Origin of the sequence: Cellulosilyticum ruminicola JCM 14822 (genome assembly GCF_001311925.1) — a bacterium.
Taxonomy (GTDB): Bacteria; Bacillota; Clostridia; order Lachnospirales; family Cellulosilyticaceae; genus Cellulosilyticum; species Cellulosilyticum ruminicola.
Genome location: NZ_BBCG01000052.1, coordinates 1 through 25,883, shown reverse-complemented (window position 1 = coordinate 25,883; position 25,883 = coordinate 1). Strand labels below are relative to the sequence as shown.

Genomic DNA, 25,883 nt, shown 5'->3' with positions numbered 1-25,883 from the left:
TCAGAGTATGAGTAGATAAAGTACAGAAGAGAAGACATCCGAGAGGATGTCTTTTTTTGTTGAACAAATTTAGAGAATAATATACCTTAGAAAATTGTAAGATATAACAATTTTTTGGATAAAAATTTATAGCTATAAGTAGAAAGTTACAAAATATATACATATATTTATTTATTGATTCGAAATATTATGATAAAATTGTGCCAAGTAAGTAAATACTCTTAAAAGAAGGGGAGAGGAAATATGCGAGAATATATGGTAAGAGGAAAAGAAAGAGATACGAAGGAAAGGAATTTTATAAAATTATTTCAAGAAAAAGTAAAAACGTATCCCAACAAGGTAGCTTTAAAGTTTAGAGAGAATGAATATACATATGAGGAATTAAATAAGTATACAAATAAGTTGGCACATTATTTGGTGAAATTAGGGGTAAAATGTGAAACTTTAGTAGGCGTTTATATGGAAAGAACAGATAAAATGGTAGTTGCTTTAATGAGTATTTTGAAAGCTGGTGGTGCTTATGTACCGTTAGATCCAAGTCATCCTACAGAAAGAAATAATTATATTTTAAAAGAGTCAGGTATTAAGTACATAATTACTGAAGAACATTTAAAAGGGGATATAGGTGAGAATATCAAAAAACTTTGTTTTGAAGAATTAGTAGAGCAGTTAGCTAGTGAAAGTGATGAGAATATTAATGCTTTAGACAGTAATAATCAGCTTGCTTATGTAATTTTTACATCTGGTTCTACAGGAAGACCTAAAGGAGTAGCAATTCAACATGAAGGTATGACAAATTATTTGTTATGTATGAGAGATAATCTTGATTTAGTAGGGGATGAAATAGGTTTAGCTGTTGTAACTATTACATTTGATATATCTATCTCAGAACTTTTCGTACCGTTAATAAGTGGGGCAAAATTAATTGTGGCTGATAGCCAGACAGTAAAAGATGGCGTTAAGTTATTACAATTAATTGAACGTGAGCATATTAATTTAATACAAGTTACGCCTTCTACAATGTATATGTTATTAGATGCAGGATGGGAAGATGCTACGGATATGAAGATTGTAATTGGTGGTGAAGCATGGAATATACAATTAGCTAGAGAAATCTTAGGTAGAAATTGTAAAGGACTTTGGAATCTTTATGGACCAACTGAAACAACCATATATTCAACTATAGCACCTATTCATCCGGAAGATGAAATCATTCCACTAGGAAAGCCTTTAGATCAAACGATATTATATGTATTAGATGAAAATATGGAACCTGTTCCAGTGGGTGAAGAAGGAGAATTATTTATAGGTGGTATAGGTGTTGCAAGGGGCTATTTAAATAATGAAGAATTAACTAATGAGCGTTTTATTGAAAGCCCTTTTGATAAAGCCGAAGGACGTCTTTATAGAACTGGTGATGTAGTTAAGTTCATAGATAAAGATACATTATTATATGTGGGTAGACAGGATTTTCAAGTAAAAGTAAGAGGGTTTCGTATTGAACTTGGAGAGATTGAAAAAGCAATTAATAAGCAGTCTGGCGTTAGTCAAGGTGTAGTTGTTGCAATTAATAATGGGCGAGATGCTAAGTTATGTGCTTATATAAAAATAAAACCAGAAACTGGTGTGACAACTTTAGAAATTAGACAAGGTATAGAAGAATTATTACCACCTTATATGGTACCTAATATGATTACTTTAGTAGATGAATTTCCAATGACACCTAATGGTAAAGTAGACAGAAAAGCTTTAATGAATTTAGAAGTAGAAAGTTTAGAAAAACAATGTTATGTGGCACCACGTAATGAGATTGAAGAGGGTATTGCTGAGTTATGGGAAGAATTATTAGAAGTTAAATCAATAGGGGTGCTGGATGACTTCTTAGAATTAGGCGGACATTCGTTATTAGCAAATCGTTTAGTAATTCGTATAAATAAGATGTTTGGAACAACCTTATCTTTAACAGATATTTTATCTGGTACATTAACAGTAGAAGAGATGGCAAAAGAAGTAGAAGCTAATCTTTTAGGAAATCTCTCAGAAGATGAACTGGCAAGTTTATTAAGTGAATTGGAAGATGAGGAGGAATAGTATGTCACATGTTTTATTAGTAACACATTGGACTGCTGGAGATGTTTATCCATTTATTAAGTTGGGTGCTGAATTATTAAAAGAAGGACATCGTGTGACAGTTTTTTCTCATTGTGTGTATGAAAAAAAAGCTAAGGAAGAAGGATTAGAGTTTGTTGCATTAGATACACCTTCATTATATGAAGCAATGAATAATGATTTAAACATGTTAGCTGATCCTATTAAACATAGAGATGAATGTATTTATTTTCAAAATAAGTACCATGGAAAAGAGAGGTTAATTGAGGAATGCAAATTAATTGAAGCACATTGTACAGATAAGGAGACTATTATCTTGGCAAGACATCGATCAAGTATATCAGGTATGTTAGTTGCTGAACGATTAAAATTACCTTATGCTACAGTTGTTTTAGCACCAAATTATTTCGCACATATGGATTTGCATGAAGAGATTTTTGGGAATTCATTAAAGGAAGAGATTAATAAAGCAAGAGAAGTATTGGATTTACCAGCAATCTCTAGTTGGAAACAATGGTTATATAGTCCTAAATATATATTAGGGATATGGCCAGAATGGTTTGCACAAAAAGATGAATCTTGGCCAGAGGGGGTGTATCCTGTAGGATACATTAAATCAGAGAATAAACAAGCTGATGAAGAAGGATATAGTGAAGAAATAGACTGCTTACTTAGAAAAGCAAAATTAGACAATAAACCGATAGTTTTAATTTCTGGTGGAAGTAGTAAAATGTTAAATCCTCTATTCTATGAGGTAACAGCTAAAGCGTGTGAGATAGCGGGATATTTAGGTATATTAGTGACACGATATGAAGAAATGGTACCAAATCCACTCTCAGATAATATTATATGGGCTAAATATGTACCTTTAGCAGCATTAATGAAAGAAGTAGATGTCATTATTCATCATGGAGGAATGGGAACATTAAGCGAAGCAGTAGATGCAGCAATTCCACAAATTATTTTGCCACATTTAGCAGATAGGCTGATAATGCACAACGCTTAACTAAATTGGGGATTGCAAGAAAGTTTGCAACAAGTAGATGGGATGCTCAAGAGATTGCTAAAGCATTAAAAGAAGTATTACAAGATGAAGTAAGAGAAAAGTGTATTTATTATGCTAACTTAAATAATCAGGTATATGAAGCAAAAGAATGGAAACATATTATACCAAAGATTAAACCGTATTATTATGAAGCAGAGTTAAATGATAAAGTGGAGCAAAAAAATATCCGAGTTACAAATAAACCTTCAAGAGAACAGTTACTAGCATTGTTAAGAAGAAAAAATCAAAACTAAGGGCGGTATAATTATGGGAAATGTTGTGATTTGTACGCATTGGCTAGATGGAGATGTAATTCCCTTTGTAAGGATTGGAAAAGCACTGAAAGAAAGGGGGCATGATGTTACAGTACTTACACATTGTTATTTTGAAAAACTTGTGAGAGAAGCTGGGCTTGAATTTGAACCATGGGATACACCAGAAGAGTATGCTGAACTGGTAGAAGAGATGAATAGTGATTCATTGGGGCAGGATAAAACGAAACTAATTGATGAAATGAAACCAATTGATGAAGATAACTATAGGAAAAAACATGAAGGTTTTCAAGTAAGAATGAAAGAATATCAAAAGGTTCTTAAACATTGCAAGCGAAAAGATACAGTTATACTTTGCAAAAATCGTTCTAGTGTAGCAGCACATCTTGTAGCGGAAAAATATAAATTACCTTTGGCTTCTGCTATGATGAATCCCACAGAAGTAATAAGTATGATAACTTATAACAAGTTTTATGCTAAGGATGATATAAAGTTATTAAATGAAATTCGTAGAGGTGTAGATTTACCACCAATTAAAAGTTGGTTACAGTGGGAAAGTAGCCCAAAGATGACTTTGGCATTTTGGCCAGAATGGTATGCTGAGATTGATAAACAATGGCCAAAGACTATAGAGGCTATTGGATTTCCTATAGAGGATGGAAAAGAAGCAGTTAAGAAAGAAGTACCAGAAGATTTTAAAGAGTGGTTAGTAGACCATCCTAAACCATTGCTTATTTCAGGTGGAACTACAAAGTTAATTAATGCGTTATTTTATCCAAGTAGTGTTCAGGGGTGTGGATTAACAGGAAGACCAACTATTGTACTTACAAGATATAGGGAACTTCTTCCTAAAGAGTTACCAGAGAATGTGAAATGGTATGAGTATTTACCATTGGATGAAGTGTTACCTCAAATCGGATTAATCATTCATCATGGAGGCATGGGGACTTTATCAGGTGCTTTAAAAGCAGGTGTACCCCAATTGATTTTACCTTGTTTTGTAGATAGACCAAATAATGCAGAACTTATTAAAGCATTAGGAGTGGGGAATTATTTGACTACATCTAAGTGGCAACCAGAAAATATTGCAAATATAATTGGACAACTTCAAACGCCTGAAGTAATTGAAAAATGTAAGGAATATGCATTTAAAATGAAAGAAAATAATGGTATTACTAAAGGTGCTGATAAAGTAGAAGAATTAATGAAAGATGATAGTTATATATATGTGTTAAATAGTGAAAATGAGTTTGAAGGTTACGAAGATGAGTCTATAAAACAAAAACAGAAACAAGAGAAAATCGCTATGTTGACTAAATTAAGTGATAAACAGCGAGCACAAATTCTAGGGCGACTTAAAAAATAAGGAGGATGTATAATGGATGAAAAAATGAAGTTGTTGCTTAAACAGCGAGAAAAATTAATTGAACTCAATAAAAAGAAGCAAAAAGCATTAGAGATTCCTGTACAGCCTAGGGAAGCGGGAGAGATTACTTTTCCTGTATCTTCTGCTCAACGTCGTATTTGGTTTATGCATCAAATGCAGCCAGATAGTATTGAATATAATGTACCCGTGGCTTATACCATTAAGGGAGACTTTAATGTTACATATTGTAAAGAAGCACTAAATGAAGTAGTACAAAGACATGAAATATTAAGAACTACTTTTAAAGAAGTAGATGGTGAACCTATGCAGGTTATTCATCAAAATCAAGAGGTGAATTTTACTTTCCTAGATTTTTCTATGGAAGAAGCAAGTAGTGAAAAAGATGAAAAGATAGATATAAGCATTAAGCAAATGGTAAGACAACCTTTTGATTTGAGTACAGGGCCGTTACTAAGATGTATGCTAGTAAAAGTAGAAGAAAATAAGCATATATTAGCTATTGTTGCTCAACATAGTATTATCGATTCTTGGTCTTTGGATATTTTAAAAGGTGAATTTGCAAAAAGTTATCTTAATAAATATACGGGACAAGGAGAAGAGCTTCCATCACTTGCTATTCAGTATGGTGATTATTCAGTATGGCAACAAAATAGATTAAAAGATGTAGAGGGAGCAAATTTATTAAAGTATTGGGTAGATAAATTAAAGGATAAAATCCCACAAATAGAATTACCCTTGGATTATGAACGGCCCCCCATACGTTCTGAAAAAGGGGATAATTACCTTTTTAAGATTGAAAAAGAGGAAACCAAACAGATTAATCAAGCTGCTGCAAAAAATGAATGTACAACATTTATGTATCTACTAGCTGCATTTCAAGTACTTCTTTACCATTATACAAATCAAGAACGCATTACTGTTGGAACGACTGTTGCAGTAAGGCCTACTCCAGAGACAGAGCAGCTTATTGGTTTCTTTATTAATAATATAAGCTTTAATACTTATATTGGGGATCAGCCTATATTTAAAGTATATTTGCAAAGAGTTAAAGAAGAAACTTTACAGATGTATAAAAAGCAAGAAGTGCCTTTTGAAAAAGTAGTAGAACAATTACATTTAAAACGTGATTTAAGTCGTACAGCTATTTATCAAGTAATGTTTAGCTATTTAAGTGCAGCGGGTAATAGTGATAAAATTCAAGGTTTGGATAGCGAAGTATATCTTTTAGGTGGTAGTAAGGCAACTACAGATTTAAATTTATTTGTATGGGAAGAAGATAATAGGTTCCACCTTAATGTTGAATATAGTACTCAGCTTTTTAAGAAAGAAACAATTAAGCGTTTAGCAGATCATTATAAAAAACTTGTTTTAGAGTTAACCCAAAATCCTGATATAGGTATTCATGAAGTAAATTTCTTAAGTGATACAGAAAAAGAAATGATGCTCCAAGAGGAAGTTCATCACGTTATAAGAACAGATAAAAGTTTGACTATGCACAAGTTATTTGAAGAACAAGTAGTGAAAACACCAGATAATATTGCCATAACTTTTGAAGGAAAAGAAGTTGATTATAAAACGCTCAATAAAAAAGCAAATCAAATTGCACATCATTTAGTAGAGACAGGCGTGCAGATAGGTGATTGCATTGGTTTATTTATGGACCGTTCTATTGAAATGATTATTGGGATGTTAGGTGTTTTAAAAGCTGGAGGAACTTATGTACCATTAGATACTACTTATCCAGCTCAAAGAATAGAGAAAATTATTAAAGAAGCAAATGTGAAACAAGTATTAACACAGCGTTATTTACTTGGAAATATACCAGAAGTAGAAGATATTAGATTAGGTTGTGTAGATACACTTCTCCAAAATGAAGCAGAGAATAAAATAGCCAATCTAAATTTGCCTATTACTGGTGAGCACTTTATGTATGTTTTATTTACGTCAGGTTCTACAGGAGAACCTAAGGGCGTTATGATTAAGCATAGAAATTATGTGAGTTATATTAAGGCAATAATGAATAGGCTTGAGGTTAAAGAACCATTACAGTTTGCTATTATAACAACTTTTGCAGCTGACCTTGGTAGTGTTAATATTTATGCACCTCTTTTATCTGGTGGTGGCGTACATATTATTGCTTATGAAAAGGCAACAGATGTAGATTGGTTAGCTGAGTACTTTAAGAATAATGCTATTGATGCAATTAAGATGGTACCAAGTCATTTTGAAGCTCTGCAAATAGGAGAACAGGCAAAATACATTGTGCCAAGGAAGATGATTATTTTTGCAGGGGAAGCGGTATCAAAAGAGACAGCTAAAAAGGTATGGAAACATCGACCAGAGTGCCGTGTTTTTAATAACTATGGGCCAACAGAGACAACTGTTTCTGTATTAGCATATGAAGTTAAAAAAGAGAGTATCAATGAAATTTCAGCTATTCCACTTGGTAAACCTCTCAGCAATAGTTACGTTTATGTATTAAATAATCAGATGCAGCCAGTACCTTATGGAGTAACCGGAGAGCTTTATATAGGTGGAGAAGGGGTATCTGCTGGTTATTTAGGACGTGAAGATTTAACTAAGGAACGTTTTATACAGGACCCATTTCAATTAGAAAGTGGCAGAATGATTTATAAAACAGGCGATATGGTGAAGCGTCTTGCTGATGGGAATATTTTATTCTTAGGAAGAGGTGATAGACAAGTTAAGATTAGAGGATATCGTGTAGAATTAGGTGCTGTAGAAAAAGTACTTAGGGAAGCTGATGGCATAGAAGAAGCTGTTTTAAACGTAAAAAAGGAAGACAATAACCAATTCATGATTGCCTATGTAATCCTTAAAGACAAAGAAGTTACAACTACTACATTGAGAAAATTTATTAAGGAAAAATTACCAGACTATATGATGCCAAATGCCTTCGTAATTTTAGATACGTTACCTATTACGGCTAATGGAAAAATTAATTATGCAGCATTGCCAGTACCATCTACTGAAGAGCAATTAGAAGAAACATATGTAGCACCACGTAATGAAGTAGAGCAAGAATTAGTTAATATATGGTGTGAGGTTTTAGGACTTAATAAAGTAGGTATTGATGATAATTTCTTTGATTTAGGTGGGGAATCCTTTAAAGCAATTCGTATGACACGTCTTATAGGAAGAGGTATTAGTGTTATCGATTTATTTAAATTCCCAACCATAAGAGAGCTCTATGAAAGAATTTCAGGACAAGCTAAGGAAGAAGAAGGTAGACTCATTCGTTTAACACCAAAAACCAATAAGCCAGTGAAAATGAATTATATTTGTTTCCCATTTGCAGGTGGAAGTGCTATTGCTTATCAGCCTTTAGCAAATGAATTACCTGATAATTGTCAGCTCTTTGGAGTACGTATGCCGGGGCATGATTTTTCTAAACCGGATGATGTGGGAGGAACTATAGAGGAACTTGTAGCAACTTGTGTAGAAGAAGTCAAAGAGAAAATTGAGGGGCCTATTAGTGTTTATGCACAATGTGTAGGAGGTGCTATAGCACTTGCACTTACTTACGCATTAGAGCAGGAAGGCATAAAGGTATCTGTGTTATTTGAAGCAGCAAACTTCCCATCTCCAAGATTACCTGGTAAGTTTAGTGAATGGTGGAATAAGCTTTTCCCTAGAGATATATGGATGTCTAATAGAGTATATAGGGAAACGTTAAAGAGTCTAGGAAATTCAGATGAAACCAATAATGTAGAGGAAGAAAACTTTATTATAGCAGGGATTAGGCATGATGCTAGAATGGCAAATGATTATTATTCTAGTAACTACTATAATGAAGATCTTGAAAAAATTAAGGCACCGATTTGTTGTATTATTGGTGCAAGGGATAGAAGTACAGAGTTTTATGAAGAGCGTTATCATGAATGGGAAAGATATAGTAATAAGGTTTCATTAGAAGTTATTCAAGATACAGGGCACTTTTTCCAAAAACATCAACCTAAAGAATTATGTGGTATCATTACAGAACAAGTAATGGCACAAGATGACAATCAAAGACTTCTTACAAGAAATAATAAGCAGCAAAAACTTGAAGTTATTGAAGGCGACAAAACATCAGTTAAAACACAAATGAGCATGAAGCTTTTCTTTATTATTGTTTTAGGGCAAGTTATTTCAATATTAGGTTCCAATTTATCAAGCTATGCAATTGGTATTTGGATGTATGGTAAGACAAATTCAATTGGTAATTTTAGCTTAATTTCTATAGCAAGTTTAGTACCAAGTATTGTATTAGCACCTTTTGCAGGAGCAGTAGCCGATCGGTATGATAAGCGAAAAATTATGATTTTAGGAGATTTAAGTGGTATCTTGGGAACACTATTTGTCTTTATCATGTATTCAAGCGGCCAATTGCAAGTGTGGCATGTTTGCTTAGGAGTATTTATAGGTTCTATTGGTAGTACATTCCAAAGACCAGCTTTCTTATCAGCTATTCCAATGCTTGTACCAAAATGTTATTTGGGACAAGCTGATGGAATCTTGCAATTTGTTACTTCAGGTGGACAGATGTTAGGTCCTATATTAGGTGCAGGAGCATTGCAATTACTTGGTATGAAGGGGGTTTTATTAACAGATTTCGTAACCTGTTTTGCAACAGTATCAACATTGCTTATGATAAGATTCCCAGAACGTATCTTTAAAAAACGAGAAGAACCTTTTATGAAAGAAATAATTGGTGGTTGGCATTATATTACAAGGCGTCATAGTTTAGTAGTTATGGTTGTATTTTTTATTGTAGCGAACTTCTTAATGAGTTTAGTAACGGTTATCTTTACACCACTTGCAATAGGAGTATCCAGTTCAAAAGAATTAGGATTTGTTTTAGGTGCTAATGCAGCTGGCGTTGTAGCAGGTTCTATTATTATGAGTTTATGGGGTGGCACTAAGCGAAGAGCTAGTGGTATGGTAGGTTTCTTAATTTTGACGAGTGCGTCTATGATTCTTATGGGACTTAGACCAAATGCTTTAATAGTAGGAGTTGGATTGTTCTTGTTTGGTATGTCTATTGCCTTTGTAAATACACACTGGCAAATTATGATTCAGTCTAAAGTAGGATTAGAATTGCAGGGGCGTGTATTCTCAGTTAACGAAATGTTAGTATTTGCATTTAGGCCATTTGCCTTTTTATTAGCACCAGTGCTTTGTGATAACTTATTTACACCACTTATGAGTAGCAATAGTAAAGTAAGTCAAATGATAAGTTATATAATTGGTACTGGTGATACAAGGGGTATGGCATTACTTACAGTATCAGTAGGAATTGTTTTATTAATTTGGAGTATTGGTGGTATGGAATATAAACCACTTAGATATATGGAAGATTATTTACCAGATGCTATTCCAGGTGCTGTAATTTATGAAGATAAGGATAAGATGCAAGAGAGCCTTGATAGGGCTATTAGTTAATAGAGTTTCAGAAAAGATAGTTAATGATTTAGTAGAACAGATATCATAAAGTCATAGCTAATTTTACGATATCTGTTCTTTTATTCTATGAAAAATATAAAAGGTAGTTGACATATGTAAAAATATAGTGTAAAATTTAATCAATATTATTTCTGAAACAAAACGGCTAAACATTATATGTAGTATTTGTTTTTGAAAGTATAATGCATATGCGGGTGTAGTTCAATGGTAGAACTTCAGCCTTCCAAGCTGACTACGTGGGTTCGATTCCCATCACCCGCTCTAACTGAAAGTGCTATAAGACTAAGAAATTAGTTTTATAGCACTTTTTTTGTTTTATATGCAATCAAAATGCGTGATAAAGTTATCTAATAGGTAGAATCATTATGGAGGAGAAAGAAGGTATGAATAAAATAGAATTTGCCCAGAGGGTAGATAGTATAAAATAGCGTCTTTATAAAACGGCTTATCTGTATTTAGGAAATGAGACAGCACAGGCATTACATACACCTCAAGGAACAGTTGTAATAAGACAAAAAAGCATTGGCATTACTAAAATTAGAATTAAGTGAGGAGGTATAAGGATGAAACAACACATGAATATGTAATGAATCAAAATATGTTTTATTCAGAAAATCCTTTAATAGATTATAAGGAAGATGTAGTATATATGTCACCTTGTTTTTCATATAATACAAAATTAAATAAGCCTATTATTATAAAGATTAAATAGTATAGAAGTGCAAATCATTAGGTCATCAAACATTTAGTGATATATAGTTAAAGAAGAGTGTTTAGAGTATAAAAATACGTCGAGATGTATAAAAAATAAAAAAATACTTGATTTTATATAAAAAACACAGTAATATAATGATTAATTATACAATGCATGTATATGAAATATTTTATAAACAGGTAGAGGTGGAGCAGAATGAAGGCGGTCAAGAAACTAGCATCATTAGGATTAGTGGGATTAACAATATGTGTGGGGTCAATTAATACATTAGCTTGTACAGGATTTGTAGCTGGGAAAGCTGTTACTTCAGATGGTAGTATACTTATGGGAAGAACAGAAGATATTGGAGCTGCTTATAATAAAAATTTCATAGTAGTTGAAGCTACTAAATATAAAGCAGATGATTACTTTGAAGACTTAAATGGCTTTAAGATTAGTCAGCCTAAAAAAGCTTATAAATATACAATGGTACCGGATGTTAAAGAACATGGGGATGGTGTATATGGAGAAGCCGGAATGAATGAAAAAGGTGTAGCGATGACAGCTACTGTTTCCGCTAGTGTTAATGAAGCTGTAGAGCAGAATGATCCTTTAGTGGAAAATGGGTTAAGAGAAGCAGCTATGTTAAGTGTGGTATTACCTCGCATTAATTCAGCGAAACATGGGGTAGAAGTTTTAGGTGAGATTATTACGAAGTATGGTGCTACAGAAGGAAATATTGTAATGTTCGCAGACCAAGATGAAGCTTGGTATATGGAAATCTTAAGTGGTCATCAATGGGCGGCAGTAAAGGTGCCTGATGATAAGTACGCAGTGATTCCAAATAGTTTTATGCTAGGATATATTGATCTTGAAGATAAAGAAAATGTGATGGCTTCAACGGATATTATTAATTTACCAAAAGAAAAAGGTTTCTTAAAAGAAAAGGATGGTAAATTCCATTTGGCATTAACTTATGGTGAAACATTAAAAGAAGGTAATCGTTCTCGTGCTTGGGCTGGTCAGCATTTATTATCAGCATCGCAAAATACGCCTTATAATAGTGAGGTATTTGAGTTATTTGTAACACCAGACAAAAAAGTAAGTTTAGAAGATGTGATGGCACTTCAACGTTATCGAAATGAAGGAACCGTATATGATGTGAACTTACCAGGTAATGAAAATATCCGTCCTATTGGTACAGAAACACAAGCAGAGTGTCATGTATTCCAAATGACTACAGATTTACCTAAAGAAGTAGGTGGTGTCATGTGGCTTGCAATGGGGAATGCGGAACATTCGGTGTATTTACCAAGTTATAATCTAATTACAGACACCTATGCAGCTTACAAAGTACAAGGCGAGGAATATAGTAAGGATTCAGCTTATTGGTCATTTAGAGGTTTATCAGCACTCGCTGAAACAAATCGCCAAGGATATGGCAACAGTGTAAGAGCATTTTGGGATGCGTATCAGGCAGATTTAATTACAAATCAAGCTAAATACAATGTAGCACTTACAACACTTTATAAAAAGAACAATAAGAAGGCAGCTAAATATGCTACAGAGGTAAGCATGGGGATTCAAAAAGAAGCTATAGAAAAAGCAAATAATGTATATAGCCAGCTAATGACTAAGTTAGCAAATGATAAGAGTCAGGCACCTAAGAAAGATTTTGTAGTAAGTACAGATACAAAGGCAAAAGTATATTAATAAAAACGGGTATTAATAGAATGAAAAGGCGATATTATGAGGTTATTTATAATTTCATTGAGAGCATCATAAGAAGTATAAGTTTGATTAGGATAAATAAGAGAGGCTGTCTGGATGCAACGTAGCATGGGGTTTACAAAAAGGTGAGTTGTATGGGGATAGATATCAAGGAAAATAAGTTCTTGAATGTTATGGATGCCTTCTAGGCAAAGGAGTTGATTGGTAGAACCAATGTAATGTTTCTTTAGATTACCAGGAGTTTGCTCATGTCTAATGAAAGCACATAGGATAGCCTTTGGAATATCTTTAATGACTGTAGTAATGCCATTTTTGATTCGTATAACTTTTTGAGATTTATTGATAAGGTTTTTAAAAATTGCGGTTGTTTTTTTCGTATAAAAGTTATCAGATACAGGGAAAGGTGAATTATTACATGAAGTTAAAGATATATTGCAGTCACAATCCTTATAAATAATTGTAACATAAGGATTTTAAGGAGCTTATGGGGAAGGACATTTACAAGCATATCAGAGTGTAAATGTCTTTGAATAAATAAATCTAAGTTTAAGATGATATTTGCATTATAGAGCATAGATTTCGTAGCAGATTTACCATCACATATCATAGGGGATTGAATATATTTTTTTCCTTTTAAAATATTATTTAAACAATCTTGAGGTGATTCGGTGATATATAGTTCCATAAGCTGTCTCCTTGTAGCCTGTTAGAATTTCAGATTCATAATTTCCTCTAGAGCATAACCTTTTACTTCAGGTGGACGACCAATAATGATGAGATTTATATTCATTTTTTGAGCACTAATAACCTTTTCCATAAAGCCGCCTACATCACCAGAATCCTTAGTAAGTAAATAAGCAGCGTTAGTATGCATGATAATAGCCTCATTGAGTGCTTCAGAGAATGGGCCTTGCATACCAATGATATGTTTGGCATCGAAGCCTAGTTCATAGCAATGTGCAATTACGCCAGCAGTTGGAAGTACTCTGGCAAAAACACGGTTATTATAATCTGGAAGTGCACAGAGTTTATGAAGTTCTTTACTACCTGTAGTCGCCAAAATAGAACCAGTAGTTGTTTTTAAAAATTCTACAGCTTCTTCCATAGAATCTACATAAACCATATTATCGGTACAGGTTAAAGCTGTGCTAGGTCTGATGATACGATAATAAGGCAAATTAGCTTTAATAGCAGCTTCTTGAATGTTTTTAGAAACAATAACAGCATAAGGATGTGTGGCATCAAAGACGCAGTCAAATTGATGGGTTTTAATAAGCTCATAAATTTCATTTGAATCTAAGCGTGTAGATGAAATAGTGACATTCTCATGCTCAGGTAATAAAGTTTTACCATATTCAGTAGCTACACAAACATAGAGTCTTGCATTTTGTGTAAGTAGGTATTCGGTTAAATTACGGCCTTCTGTTGTGCCTGCAAATATTAAATATGATTTCATAGCACTCATAATTTCTCCTAAAAATAATATAACGTAATTAATAATAATTATTCTAACATATTTTGTGAGTTTAAAAGCGTAATCATGTAAATTCACAAATAAATAATATAAAATAAAATTAATGAAGAAGATTTGGGGCTATAATTAAAAGTAGATATAGTATAATAAAAAATAAATAAAAAAGAACATAAAGGGGGACGAAAGAAGAATGAGTAAATTATTAGTTGTTGTGGATATGCAAAATGATTTTATTACAGGAAGTCTCGGAACTAAAGAAGCAGAAGCAATTGTAGAAAAGGTTAAGGATAAGATTAAGGCATATAGAGAAAATGGAAGTGAAGTTGTTTATACAAGAGATACCCATGGAGCAAATTATCTAGAAACAAAAGAAGGCAGCAATTTGCCAGTAGTGCACTGCATACAAGGCACTTGGGATGGGAACTTGAATCACATATTGAGGAGACTAGAACTTTAGAAGATAAGGTATTTGATAAAAAAACGTTTGGCAGTACGCAATTAGGCGAATATATAGCTCATAAATTTAAGGAAAATGATGCTTTAGAAATAGAGTTAGTAGGTTTATGTACAGATATTTGCGTAATTTCTAATGCGTTGCTAATCAAAGCCTATTGCCCAGAAATTCAAATTAGTGTAGATGCAAGTTGTTGCGCTGGGGTAACAGTAGCAAGTCATAATAATGCTTTAGAAGCAATGAAGATGTGTCAGATTCAAGTAGTAGAGTAGTGATTAAATGGGGGTATAAGATGATTTATTTATTAAGCTTTACCTTTCCTGATGCAGGACAAGAAGCTGCTTTCTTCAAGCAGCAAAAAAGAACTTGTTATGACACATTTTATCCTTTTAATATATTTTCAAATCATCAATTAGTAAACCTTGATTTTGAGCCAATAACTATTTTATATGGAGGAAATGGATCAGGAAAAACAACGGCGCTCAATGTAATTGCTGAAACGCTAAAATTACAGAGGGATAGTTTATATAATAAAACTAATTTTTTTCAAGACTATGTGGAAATGTGTAAATTTCGTACAATGCAGGTTGTACCAAGAGAAAGTCGGATTATTACCAGTGATGATGTGTTTGATTTTATGCTGGATTTAAGAGGAATCAATAACGGGATTCACCAAAGGAGAGAGGAAATATTTCAAGAATATTTAGATACTAAGTATTCAAATTTTCAAATGAAATCATTAGAGGATTATGATGAACTTAAAAAGGTGAATGCAGCACGTCATCAGACACAATCAAAATATGTACGTCATAAGCTCATGAATAATATACGTGAACATTCTAATGGCGAAAGTGCATTTATTTATTTTACAGAAAAGATACGTGAAAATGCTTTATATCTTTTAGATGAACCTGAAAATAGTTTATCTCCAAGTAAGCAAAAAGAATTAGTAGCTTTTTTAGAGGAATCTGTACGTTTCTTTAATTGCCAATTTATTATTTCAACTCATTCACCATTTTTATTGGCATTAAAAGGTGCAAAGATTTATGATATGGATGAAGAAATAATAGGAGTAAAGAAATGGTCGGAGCTATCAAGTATACGTGCTTATTATGAATTCTTTAAAGAATATGAAGAAGAATTTAAATAAATATGCAGGCAATGATATTTGCCTGCATGTTATGATTAGCATAATAATTCATTTATAGTCCAAGCTAAGGCCTTTACTTTCCTTAAATCAGTATCTTTAAAATGATTACCATGATGCCACTCTAAGGTACAATTAGAATCACCAATTTGAGCGGATAATATATCATATTGTAATTGTATACGTTTAGCCACTTTTTTGAGTGTAAGGTTTTTAGTATGTGATTCTTGGTTGCCGAGGCTTAAATAAACCTTTTTAGCTTGCATGGCATGGTTTTGAATGAAATCATCCCATTTAGGAAACCAAACAGATGGTGAAGCAGCAGCAATGCCATCAAATTGATGTGTTTTATAACCGGCCCATAATGCGAAGAGGGCGGCTAAGGAGTAACCGCCTAAGACATATTTGGTATTTGAAGGATTTAATTCAAAGCGAGCATTAATCTCTGGTAGCAGTGTATCTAATATATAAGAAAGTGTATGAGCAGCGCCATCCTTGAAATGATTATTACCAAATACAGCAGGGGAGTTCCAAGGGGAAAGTTCTGTATTCCAATCCTCGATTTTAAGGGCAGTTAATACAAAAGGTATTTCACCTATAGCATTTTTCAAGAATTCAATGGTTTGAACGATAGTTTTTTCATTATGAGAGCTCACAAGTTGAAGGACACACAGGTTGGCGTGAGGTGAACCATAGAAAACAACTTGTTTTTCAGTGATTGTAGAGGTTATTTGTTTCATTGTAATGTACTCCTAAATCTATGGTATAAAATTTAATTTATTATATAGTAATATAACATATCTCTAAGCAGAACGTATTAAAGTTAGAGGACTAAAATAGGTAAAAGAAAAAATAATAAAAAATCGAAAAAAGTACTAGACAAACTCAATAAATCTAGATATAATGAAAATATGTTTTGCGGGTGTAGTTCAATGGTAGAACTTCAGCCTTCCAAGCTGACTACGTGGTTCGATTCCCATCACCCGCTCTAACTAAAGGCGATACAAACATTGTTTGTATCGCCTTTTTCGTATATAAAAATAGTTTTCTTATAAAGTTAACAGATATGCAGTATGAAAAAAATATTGAGTTTAAGCAAAGAAATAGTTAATAGAGCTTATTTTTTTAGAATAACTTAATATAGTCTACTAACCAACTAGGATGTGCTGGCCAAGATGGAGCTGTTACTAAGTTGTCATCTACATATGATTGATCGAGAGGAACTTCAATGTATTCATTTTTGTCATAATAAATCCTCCTAATAAATATTCAGTAATGGAATGTATTAAATATGAAGTTTACATCAATATTTTTAAATATTAAGAAAAAAATATTATTCAATATTATCAAATAATGTTAAAAAATTTGTTAAATTTAAATGATTAAAAATAGTTTACAAAGAATTATAATCTTTGTATGAGTATTTAATGTATAATGCTCATATTAAATAAGAATGGCATGATTTTGAGCTAACTTATTAGGAACATTTAGTAATTGTTTTAAATTTACAGGTTTAGAGTCAACAAAAGGAGGAGAATAGTTATGAAACAAAAATTAAATATCAATTTTATGGAATTAAAAAATACAACATATTATCAAGCATTAAATCAAGGTGCATGTGGTGGAGCATGCGCATGTGCATGTAGTGCATGTAGCAACTGTAGTAACTGTAGCAGCAACTGTAGCAGCAACTGTAGTAGTGACTGCAGCAGTAACTGTAGCGGTGTAGCGGTATAGTCGTATAAGTAAAAAGGAAATAACATTTTAATAAAAATTAAGAGAGGGAATGATTAAAATGAAAGATCATATATCTATTAATTTTATGGAATTAAAAGAAACAACATATTATCAATCAATAAATCAAGGTGCATGTAGTGCAGCATGCGCATGTGCATGTAGTAATTGTAGTAATTGCAGTAACTGTAGTAATTGTAACAGTAATTCTAGCAATAAATAGATTTAAATGGAGATGGTAAAAATGAAACAACATTTATCCATTAGTTTTATAGAATTAACAGAAACAACATATTATCAATCAATAAATCAAGGTGCATGTAGTGGAGCATGCGCATGTGCATGTAGCAATTGTAGTAATTGCAGTGCGTGCAGTAATTGCAGCGCATGTAGCAATTGTGTTGGTACTGATTGTAGTGTGAGTAATTGTGTTGGTACAGACTGTGGTAACTGTGCTGTTAATTGCTAGTATGTTGTATATAGAAATAAATTGAGTTTTATATTAAAAAGATAGGAGAGGGTAACATGCAAAAAAAAGTATCTATTAGCTTTATGGAATTAGCAGAAACTACTTTCTATCAAGCAATGAATCAAGGCGCATGTGGTGGTGGAGCATGCGCATGTGGTGCATGTAGTAATTGCAGCAATTGTAGTAATAACTGTAACAGCAATTGCAGTGCATGTAATAGTAACTGTGCATGTAGTAATAATTGTGTTAGTGTTTGTAGTATTAGCATTTGTAGCTCTGGTAAATAATTACATATTTACTTAGTAAATAATGATTAGCTTTAAATCATGTCATACAAAAGAATAAAAGATATATGAGGAGGATGGAGATGAATTATAGGGTAAGCCAATTTTTAAACATCATTGAAGAAAATAATGCAGGTATTATATACAGTTCAAAAACTGGGAAAAATTTATATGTAAATAAGGATGCATTAAAAATAATTCATTTACTGAAAGATGGTATGACTTGGAGCGAACTTGAAGAAATATATGAGAGTTCTGAACTAAAGCCTCTTTTAGATAAATTAATAGAAAAGAAATTTATCTTAGAAGAAAATGAAGAAGAACAAAAAGAGATTATTTTTGATATTAAAAAGATAAACTTAGATGAGGAAAAAATTAAAAAAGGCGGTCTTGTAAATAATTTAAGGTTAGTCGTAACAGAACGTTGTAATTTAGATTGTATATATTGTTATGAACGTGCTTCAAACCTATATACACACAAAGAAAATATGAGTTGGGAAACAGCTAAAGAATCAATTGATCGTTTCTTTGAAATGACAAAACTCAATCCTCAAACTAAACCGACTATCCGATTCTTTGGCGGGGAACCACTTGTTAACTGGCCAATTATTAAACAATCATTAGAATATATTGAAGAAGCTTATAAAGGTATGTCAGTTAATTATATTATTAATACAAATGGTACATTGATAACAAAGGAAATTGCTGAAGCATTTGCTAAATATAAAGTACATGTTGCATTAAGTATGGATGGTATAGGCGATTGTCATGACTTAACGAGAAGATATATGGACGGCAGAGGTAGTTTTGAAATCATTGACCATAATGTAGATATTTTATTAGAAAATAAATGTAGTATGAATTTAGCTACTGTCTGTACAGACTATAATTATGCACATCTTAGAGATTTAGTAGATTATGCGGTTGAGAAAAGAGAAAAATATAATTATTCAATGGGGATTGCATTATCACATGTACATATGATTGACATTAAAGAGTTATCAGCGGCGGAAGTAGATAAGCAAGTTAACTATATTAGAGATGTTATTGCATATAGTGAAACAAAAAAAGTAAATGTTTTTGGCGGTTTAATTAGCTTCGGATTTGAAAGATTTTTAAATCAAGCTGTTGGTGGATACTGTGCAGGTATAGGTTGTGAAATTAGTATTAATCCAGCAGGTGAAGTTTTCCCTTGTAGTGGTGTAGAAATTCAATTAGGAACATTAGATAAGATAGGGGATATATTTACAAGTGAGCAATACTTAGAACTCATCGATAGAAAACCAGGAAATATTGAAGCTTGTGTAGATTGTAGTATTGAATGCTATTGTGCTGGAGGATGTTATGCAGATGCCTTATCATGCAATGGTAAAGAAAAGAATATGCCTAGAGATTGCGCATTAAAGAAATCAGAATTTAATGCATTAGTTAAGGAGTATGTATTAGCTAGACAACAGGCATAAGTAGGCAGGGGTGAAGAAGATGTCATTAGTTAGAGAAGCGACAATAGATGATATTAATGAAGTACAAGAATTATGGAGAAGACTGTTAGTTGATCAGATGAGTCAAGATATTTATTATCATGGTGATATGAAATTTGAAAGAGATAGAAAAGAATTGGAAGAGAAGCTGACAAGTGAATGGAGCAAGATTTTTTTATACATAGAAGATGGAAAGCCTGTTGGCTTTATGGAAGTTGAAAAACATTATCCAGATTTTAATTTTTTCCATGATTATTATGCTTATGTGCTACATTATTATGTTGATGAAGCATATAGAAAAGCTGCTGGCTCTGTACAAATGTACATTGAAGTTGTGAAGTGGGCCAAAGAAAAAGAATGCAAATATCTAGAAGCAGATGCCTTTGAATATAATAAAAAAGCTAGAACAATTTTAGAAGGAATAGTGAAAATGAAACCTTATCGTACTAGATTTGTAAGATGTTTAGAGAAAACAGTATGAGAATAATTATTAAAGATGTTATAAAGTTATTAAAAGGCTATAGCAAACAACAGGTTTTAGGAATAGTTTTAACAGTGCTATGTACTGTTTCAACAATTGCTGCGCCTATTGCATCAAGCTATTTAATTGATAAGGTTATTCCATCATATGATATGAAACAACTTATATATGGCATAGGCATCTTTTTTGTAATTTGTTTACTTAATCCGCTTTTTTCATATCCGAGAAGTAGTATTTATAATAAAATGACACAGGATATCACAGCTTCATTAAGGGAGATGCTGTTTGAAAAAGTCATTTTAGCGCCAATGTCATTTTTTGACCAGCATCAAAATGGGGAAATTATTAATCATGTTTTAAATGATAGTCAACAGATGGGGCAATTTATTACTAACTTTTTTACTAATTATATTATGGATATAGGACTTATTGTAATGTCTTTAATTGGGATGATATTTATTTCTCCTTCAGTTTCTGGGCTTGCAATTATTGTTTTTGCACTTGCTTTTTTGTGTAATGAACTTTTTAGAAAAAGGATGTCAGAAGTATCCCATAAGATTCAAAAGGACTATGATGCACTTAATGTGGATATCAGTCAAGCAGTCAACATAGTTGAGACTATAAAAAGTTATACCTTAGAAGCAAATGTAATCAAACATTATTTGGGAAATGTAAAGGCATGTAAAGATGATTGTGTTAAGGTAAATCAATATAATATAAAGATAAATACTTTTATGCAAAGTATTTATGTAGTATGTATTTGTTTAATTTATGGTTTTGGTACATATAGAGTTATGAATAAACAAATGACATTGGGAGAAGTAGTTGCCATTAATCTGCTTTTTCAAAACTTTATTTCGCCTATTTATAGTCTAGCTAATAATTTAGTAGCCATAAATCAAATTCGTCCTGTTTTTAATCGAGTTTTTGAATATCTGAATATGCAACAGGAACCTTTAAAATTAGAAGAAGATAGTAAAGAAATAATTAAAGGACCTATTCAAATTCAAGATGTTAAATTTCGCTATAAAAAAATGGTAGGTGGGTTATCAATGAAATGAATCTTACATTTCCAGAAAGAGGATTAATCGGGATTATTGGAGAATCTGGTTCTGGAAAAAGTACCTTTATTAAGTTACTTTTACGTTTATATGAGGGTGAAGTAGGTAAAATATATGTTCAGGATAGAGAGCTTCAGAGTATAGCATTAAACCAATTAAGGCAGGCAATCAGTTATGTACCACAAGATGTAGATTTATTTAATGGAACAATTCGAGAAAATATTATGGCATATGGGACAAATATGAGTGAAGCAGAAATGATTCACATATGTGAGCGATTAAATATGCATCAACGTATTATGTCATTACCAGAACAATATAATAGTATGATTAGTGAAAGAATTAATCTATCAGGCGGAGAGAAGCAGAGACTTGGGATTGCAAGGGCTCTTGCTAAGAAGTCATTGATATATGTTTTTGATGAACCAACTAGTTCATTGGACCAAGAAAATAGTCAATTTATAAAAGAAATTATAGAAGACTTATCTAAGAAGTATTTAGTCATTGTAATTGAACATAGGTTAGAAACCTTTGAAAATGCTGATCATATTTATCAATTTCAAAATGGCAAGTTAGTAGATATAGATGAGCTGGAAGTTACAAGGGATAATGCATAAAAGGTCAGGAGTGAGATGAATGATAGATGAGATTATAGAGATTATAAAAGAAGCTGAAATAGATGTACTATGTACACAAAAGGATTATAAAGAAATTAATATATGGGAAGATTTACATATGGATTCAATAGATTTATTAACTGTATTAAGTGATTTAGGAAGACATTTTGAGGTGGAATTAGATACTTTGGAACTAGGGAGTATTAAAACAATAGGAGATATTGCAGAATATATTGCTCAAAAGAAATCTGCCTAAAATAAAAGAATACGAGGTTAGACAAATGGAAATAAAAGTGTCTAAATATCTTTATGTTCAAAAGATGGCAGAGGGTTATATTATTACAAATGAAATAACTGGAAAAAGAGTGGCTTGCCAAGAAGATTTAATTCAGTTATTAGGTAGGTTACAAAGAGAAAGTATATTAATAGATGAAGATCTTCAAGAAGCACTATTGAAAGCAGGAATGCTAATAGAGAGTAATGAAGAACAGACAAATGAAGAAGATTTCTTGAAGAAATGGTGCAATCTATGTCAGAAGCAAATATTTGAGAGTATTGATGAAATAATAATCATTAGATATGGTGCTTCAAAGGAAGACTGTATAGATGATATGATAAAGAGAATAAAATATCTTTATAGACAGATAAGAAATATATTACCACAGATATGTAATGATTCAAGGTTTATATTACGATGCTGCATTTTAAATAACGACGAGTATAAACAAGTCATTAAGGAAAATCATCTAGGAGAGCAAACAAGGGCTTTTGTTAATAATAAGTGTATTTTAATTTTAAATGAGATTACTGATGAAGGTATTATTATTCATGAACTTATGCATCTGCTGATAGGTGAAAAGAGAATTAATATTCCTTTTTGGCTAGAAGAAGGAGTATGTGAATTATATAGAATGAAGATTACATGTTCGGATAATAGAAGTTATTTGGAATTACGTGGAAATATTAACTTTGTTGACTTACAGGAAAAAAGGTATGCTTCTATAGGAGAATGAATCGGCATGAAATAGTTCCAAATTATTTTTATGATGTGTGTTCCAGGTTTGCATATTTTATACTGGAAGCATTAGGTGAAAAAAAATTTTGGAGCATGTTGCAGAAAATTGATTTAACATTAGACATTGACGGTCTTCTTTTTGAGTATACCAAAAGAAGTCTAGGACAATGGTGTGAAATTTTATGTAAATAAATAAAAAGTACTAGACAAACTGAGTCAGAGATGGTAATATATCCAAGTACTCGGTTTTGCGGGCGTGGCGGAATTGGCAGACGCACTAGACTTAGGATCTAGCGCCGCGAGGTGTAAGGGTTCGACTCCCTTCGCCCGCATTTGGGTAAAAACCCTGAATTATTGATTCAGGGCTTTTTGTTTTAGGTAAGAAGCGTAAAAGGTGTCGCAATTTGGGGCACCTTTTTTGCGTGAATCGATATAGAAATTAATAAAATGCAGAATCGGCTTTGGCATGAAGCTTACGGTATTGCAAAGGAGAAATTCCGAAGGTTTGTTTGAATACACGGCCGAAGTGAGTGGAATTGGTATAACCTGTAGCAGTAGCTATTTCTAGTATACTTAGGTTGGTTGTAAGAAGTAATTCTTCACTGGCACGAATACGAACAGTATTTAAGTATTGTGTAAAATTAGAGCCTGTAACTTCTTTAAAAGTACGACATAGATAATAAGGATTCATATAAAATCTTTTTGCCACCAAGCTTAGTGTAATATCATCCATGAAATGCTCATTAATAAAAGCAGTTACTTCAGATATTTTTTTGTGCAAGCTACTTGGAAATTCTAAATAGTTGTTTTTACGTTTAAGTGTAATGCGGCCTAGGGTAATTAATAGTTCAATTAAATTTATACGGGAATAAGTTTCAAAGCCCTCTAATTTCTCATTTTTTTCTTTAAGCATTTTAGAAAGAAGTGCTTCTACAAATAGTTGCTGTTTTGGTGAAAGATTAATGACAGGGGAAGTATTTGAAAAACATCTAAGCAGGTCAATGTCAGTAATACATGTAGCAAAGTCAGCAATATATTTAGGTGAGAAATTAATTAAAATACGTTCATAGGCTTTACTGCTTACACGGATTGTTTTATGTACGGTATAAGTATTAATAACGACGATATCACCTTTTTTACATAATAAGATTTATCCTTAATAAAATAATAACGCTCGCCTGAAAGCTGGTAGTAGATTTCAAAGTGATCGTGATAATGGTGCTTGCGCATTGAATGTGCGTAATCTCGTTTGGCATATTCAATAAGATATCCATTTGAATAAATAGGGGACATATTTAAGTCCATTTAAGATATACCTCCATTTATAAATCTAATATAGATATAGAATAACATAAAATAATAAACAAAAGACTAAATAAAATCAAAAAAAGTAGAAAACAATATATTAGTTCAAAAAAAGTAGAGAAAAAATAAGGGAATACAGTAAAATAGATATATAAATATTTTTTAGGGGGCGGAGCTATGAAATTTATGGGTGACAAAGTAAAAGACATAAAAATTACATATATTGGTGGAGGCTCAAGAGGCTGGGCATGGAGCTTAATGAGCGATTTAGCAATGGAAAAGCAGCTTTTAGGAACTGTAAAATTATATGACATAGATTATGAAGCTGCTGTAAATAATGAAAAGATTGGAAATGCATTAGCTGGTAGAGATGATGTAAAAAGTAAATGGATTTATAAAGTAGAAAAAGATTTAGATGAAGCTTTAAAAGGTGCAGATTTTGTTGTGATTTCTATTTTACCAGGTACATTTAATGAAATGGCATCAGATGTCCATACACCAGAACATTATGGTATCTATCAATCAGTAGGCGATACGGTAGGTCCAGGTGGATTAATTAGAGGTTTACGTACAGTACCAATGTATGTAAAATTTGCTAAAGCTATAGAAAAGAATTGCCCTAAGGCTTGGGTTATTAACTATACAAATCCAATGTCTATTTGTATGAAGGCACTTTATACAGTTTTCCCTAAGATTAAAGCATTTGGATGTTGTCATGAAGTTTTTCATACACAAACTTTATTAACGCATGCATTAAAAGATTTAGAAGGTATAGAAGATGTTAAGCGAGAAGAGATTAAAGTAAATGTTTTAGGAATTAATCATTTTACTTGGCTGGATCATGCAAGTTATAAAAATATAGATTTAATGCCTATTTATAAAAAGTTTGTAGATAAATATTATGTAGAGGGCTATGAAACAGGGAAAACAGGGAATTGGATGAATGATTCATTTACTTGTGCTAATCGTGTGAAGTTTGATTTATTTAGACGTTATGGACTTATTGCAGCAGCAGGAGATAGACATTTAGCAGAATTCATGCAAGGTAATTGGTATGTAGAAAACCCTGAAACGGTTATGCATTGGAAATTTGGTTTAACAACCGTAAGCTGGCGCAGACGAGATTTAGAAAAAAGATTAGAAAAAAGCAGGGCTTTAGTAAATGGTGAAAAAGAATTTGAGATTAAACCTTCAGGAGAAGATGGGGTAAAACAAATTAAAGCACTTCTAGGTCTTGAAGATTTAGTAACTAACGTAAACCTACCAAATCAAGGTCAGATTAGTAATATAGGACTTGGCAATATTGTAGAGACTAATGCACTCTTTAGAAAAGATCAAGTCATTCCACTTATGGCAGGTGAATTACCAGGGGCTATTCAAAGTATTGTAACAAGACATATTTGTAATCAAAATGATATTGTAGAAGCAGCGCTTACAAAAGATAGAAGAAAAGCATTTAGAGCCTTTGCGAATGATCCATTAGTTACTCTTTCATTAGAAGATGCAAAAGAATTATTTAATCAAATGATTAAAAATACAGAAGTATATTTAGAGCTTTAAGCAAAGGAGATATATAAATAAAAGATACATAAAATAAAGGGAGTGTCATAAGGGCAATGTCATTTAGTTAAGTGATATTATATAGTTGAAGCTTACC

The 25,883-nt window shown here is 32.2% G+C and carries 22 protein-coding genes, 3 tRNA genes and 1 pseudogene; 22 read left to right on the top strand and 4 right to left on the bottom strand.

Annotation, left to right across the window (positions count from 1 at the left end):
* Positions 1 to 243 precede the first annotated feature (243 nt).
* The 7 genes from JCM14822_RS14385 (at position 244) to JCM14822_RS14355 (ending at position 12,686) form a co-directional block, all read left to right on the top strand.
* On the top strand, positions 244 to 2,091 hold the full coding sequence (locus tag JCM14822_RS14385) for a non-ribosomal peptide synthetase (protein ID WP_054743052.1): 1,848 nt from the start codon (positions 244 to 246) through the stop codon (positions 2,089 to 2,091).
* Between the two features lies 1 nt (position 2,092).
* Entirely contained in the window at positions 2,093 to 3,115 is a 1,023-nt protein-coding gene (locus JCM14822_RS14380) for a glycosyltransferase (protein WP_054743051.1), read from the top strand.
* A 5-nt stretch (positions 3,116 to 3,120) separates the two neighbouring features.
* Positions 3,121 to 3,408 carry a hypothetical protein gene (locus JCM14822_RS14375; RefSeq protein ID WP_054743050.1) on the top strand — a complete coding sequence of 96 codons (288 nt, stop codon included), beginning with the start codon at positions 3,121 to 3,123 and terminating at the stop codon, positions 3,406 to 3,408.
* A gap of 13 nt (positions 3,409 to 3,421) precedes the next feature.
* On the top strand, positions 3,422 to 4,792 hold the full coding sequence (locus JCM14822_RS14370) for a glycosyltransferase (RefSeq protein ID WP_054743049.1): 1,371 nt from the start codon (positions 3,422 to 3,424) through the stop codon (positions 4,790 to 4,792).
* Positions 4,793 to 4,804: 12 nt separating this feature from the next.
* On the top strand, positions 4,805 to 10,258 hold the full coding sequence (locus tag JCM14822_RS14365) for a non-ribosomal peptide synthetase/MFS transporter (RefSeq protein WP_054743048.1): 5,454 nt from the start codon (positions 4,805 to 4,807) through the stop codon (positions 10,256 to 10,258).
* Positions 10,259 to 10,469: 211 nt separating this feature from the next.
* Positions 10,470 to 10,540, top strand: a tRNA-Gly gene (locus JCM14822_RS14360).
* 649 nt (positions 10,541 to 11,189) lie between these two features.
* Entirely contained in the window at positions 11,190 to 12,686 is a 1,497-nt protein-coding gene (locus tag JCM14822_RS14355) for a C69 family dipeptidase (RefSeq protein WP_054743047.1), read from the top strand.
* 439 nt (positions 12,687 to 13,125) lie between these two features.
* On the opposite strand, the gene JCM14822_RS14350 is transcribed toward JCM14822_RS14355, so the two are convergent.
* The gene (locus JCM14822_RS14350; protein ID WP_054743046.1) at positions 13,126 to 13,389 is read right to left on the bottom strand and encodes a hypothetical protein; all 264 of its coding nucleotides are present in this window, start codon (positions 13,387 to 13,389) and stop codon (positions 13,126 to 13,128) included.
* Between the two features lie 21 nt (positions 13,390 to 13,410).
* Positions 13,411 to 14,169, bottom strand: a complete 759-nt coding sequence (gene cobK, locus JCM14822_RS14345) for a precorrin-6A reductase (RefSeq protein WP_054743045.1) — start codon at positions 14,167 to 14,169, stop codon at positions 13,411 to 13,413.
* Positions 14,170 to 14,368: 199 nt separating this feature from the next.
* Here cobK and JCM14822_RS24600 point away from each other — a divergent pair.
* A pseudogene (locus JCM14822_RS24600) lies at positions 14,369 to 14,904 on the top strand (cysteine hydrolase family protein).
* Positions 14,905 to 14,924: 20 nt separating this feature from the next.
* Positions 14,925 to 15,782, top strand: a complete 858-nt coding sequence (locus tag JCM14822_RS14335; protein WP_054743044.1) for an AAA family ATPase — start codon at positions 14,925 to 14,927, stop codon at positions 15,780 to 15,782.
* Positions 15,783 to 15,817: 35 nt separating this feature from the next.
* Here JCM14822_RS14335 and JCM14822_RS14330 read toward each other — a convergent pair whose 3' ends face one another.
* On the bottom strand, positions 15,818 to 16,519 hold the full coding sequence (locus tag JCM14822_RS14330) for an alpha/beta hydrolase-fold protein (protein ID WP_054743043.1): 702 nt from the start codon (positions 16,517 to 16,519) through the stop codon (positions 15,818 to 15,820).
* Positions 16,520 to 16,697: 178 nt separating this feature from the next.
* Between JCM14822_RS14330 and JCM14822_RS14325 the strand changes: the two genes are divergently transcribed.
* The 12 genes from JCM14822_RS14325 to JCM14822_RS14275 all read left to right on the top strand — a co-directional run bounded on the left by JCM14822_RS14325 (position 16,698) and on the right by JCM14822_RS14275 (position 23,253).
* Positions 16,698 to 16,767 (top strand) — tRNA-Gly (locus JCM14822_RS14325).
* A gap of 554 nt (positions 16,768 to 17,321) precedes the next feature.
* Positions 17,322 to 17,516: a hypothetical protein gene (locus JCM14822_RS14320; RefSeq protein WP_054743042.1), complete on the top strand. Its 195-nt coding sequence runs from the start codon at positions 17,322 to 17,324 to the stop codon at positions 17,514 to 17,516.
* Positions 17,517 to 17,574: 58 nt separating this feature from the next.
* Positions 17,575 to 17,736 (top strand): hypothetical protein, encoded by a 162-nt coding sequence (locus tag JCM14822_RS20480; protein ID WP_157047791.1) that lies wholly within the window; start codon positions 17,575 to 17,577, stop codon positions 17,734 to 17,736.
* Positions 17,737 to 17,757: 21 nt separating this feature from the next.
* A complete protein-coding gene (locus tag JCM14822_RS20475) occupies positions 17,758 to 17,982 on the top strand; it encodes a hypothetical protein (RefSeq protein WP_157047790.1) in 225 nt (74 codons plus the stop codon).
* 56 nt (positions 17,983 to 18,038) lie between these two features.
* Positions 18,039 to 18,269: a hypothetical protein gene (locus JCM14822_RS14315; RefSeq protein ID WP_054743041.1), complete on the top strand. Its 231-nt coding sequence runs from the start codon at positions 18,039 to 18,041 to the stop codon at positions 18,267 to 18,269.
* Between the two features lie 80 nt (positions 18,270 to 18,349).
* A complete protein-coding gene (locus tag JCM14822_RS14310) occupies positions 18,350 to 19,729 on the top strand; it encodes a radical SAM/SPASM domain-containing protein (protein WP_054743040.1) in 1,380 nt (459 codons plus the stop codon).
* Between the two features lie 19 nt (positions 19,730 to 19,748).
* The gene (locus JCM14822_RS14305) at positions 19,749 to 20,228 is read left to right on the top strand and encodes a GNAT family N-acetyltransferase (RefSeq protein WP_054743039.1); all 480 of its coding nucleotides are present in this window, start codon (positions 19,749 to 19,751) and stop codon (positions 20,226 to 20,228) included.
* A complete protein-coding gene (locus JCM14822_RS14300) occupies positions 20,225 to 21,289 on the top strand; it encodes an ABC transporter transmembrane domain-containing protein (protein WP_054743038.1) in 1,065 nt (354 codons plus the stop codon). The genes JCM14822_RS14305 and JCM14822_RS14300 overlap by 4 nt, the downstream gene beginning before the upstream one ends.
* Entirely contained in the window at positions 21,286 to 21,906 is a 621-nt protein-coding gene (locus tag JCM14822_RS14295) for an ATP-binding cassette domain-containing protein (RefSeq protein WP_054743037.1), read from the top strand. Before JCM14822_RS14300 ends, JCM14822_RS14295 begins: the two co-directional genes overlap by 4 nt.
* Positions 21,907 to 21,925: 19 nt before the next feature.
* A complete protein-coding gene (locus tag JCM14822_RS14290; RefSeq protein WP_054743036.1) occupies positions 21,926 to 22,162 on the top strand; it encodes an acyl carrier protein in 237 nt (78 codons plus the stop codon).
* A gap of 25 nt (positions 22,163 to 22,187) precedes the next feature.
* Positions 22,188 to 22,919, top strand: a complete 732-nt coding sequence (locus JCM14822_RS14285; RefSeq protein WP_157047789.1) for a hypothetical protein — start codon at positions 22,188 to 22,190, stop codon at positions 22,917 to 22,919.
* Positions 22,920 to 23,171: 252 nt separating this feature from the next.
* Positions 23,172 to 23,253: transfer RNA gene (locus JCM14822_RS14275), tRNA-Leu, on the top strand.
* Positions 23,254 to 23,360: 107 nt separating this feature from the next.
* Here the strand turns inward: JCM14822_RS14275 and JCM14822_RS14270 are convergent.
* Positions 23,361 to 23,834 carry a helix-turn-helix domain-containing protein gene (locus JCM14822_RS14270; protein ID WP_054743033.1) on the bottom strand — a complete coding sequence of 158 codons (474 nt, stop codon included), beginning with the start codon at positions 23,832 to 23,834 and terminating at the stop codon, positions 23,361 to 23,363.
* Between the two features lie 569 nt (positions 23,835 to 24,403).
* On the opposite strand from JCM14822_RS14270, the gene JCM14822_RS14265 reads away from it, so the two are divergent.
* Positions 24,404 to 25,786, top strand: coding sequence for a family 4 glycosyl hydrolase (locus JCM14822_RS14265; protein ID WP_054743032.1), 1,383 nt, complete (start codon positions 24,404 to 24,406; stop codon positions 25,784 to 25,786).
* Positions 25,787 to 25,883 lie beyond the last annotated feature (97 nt).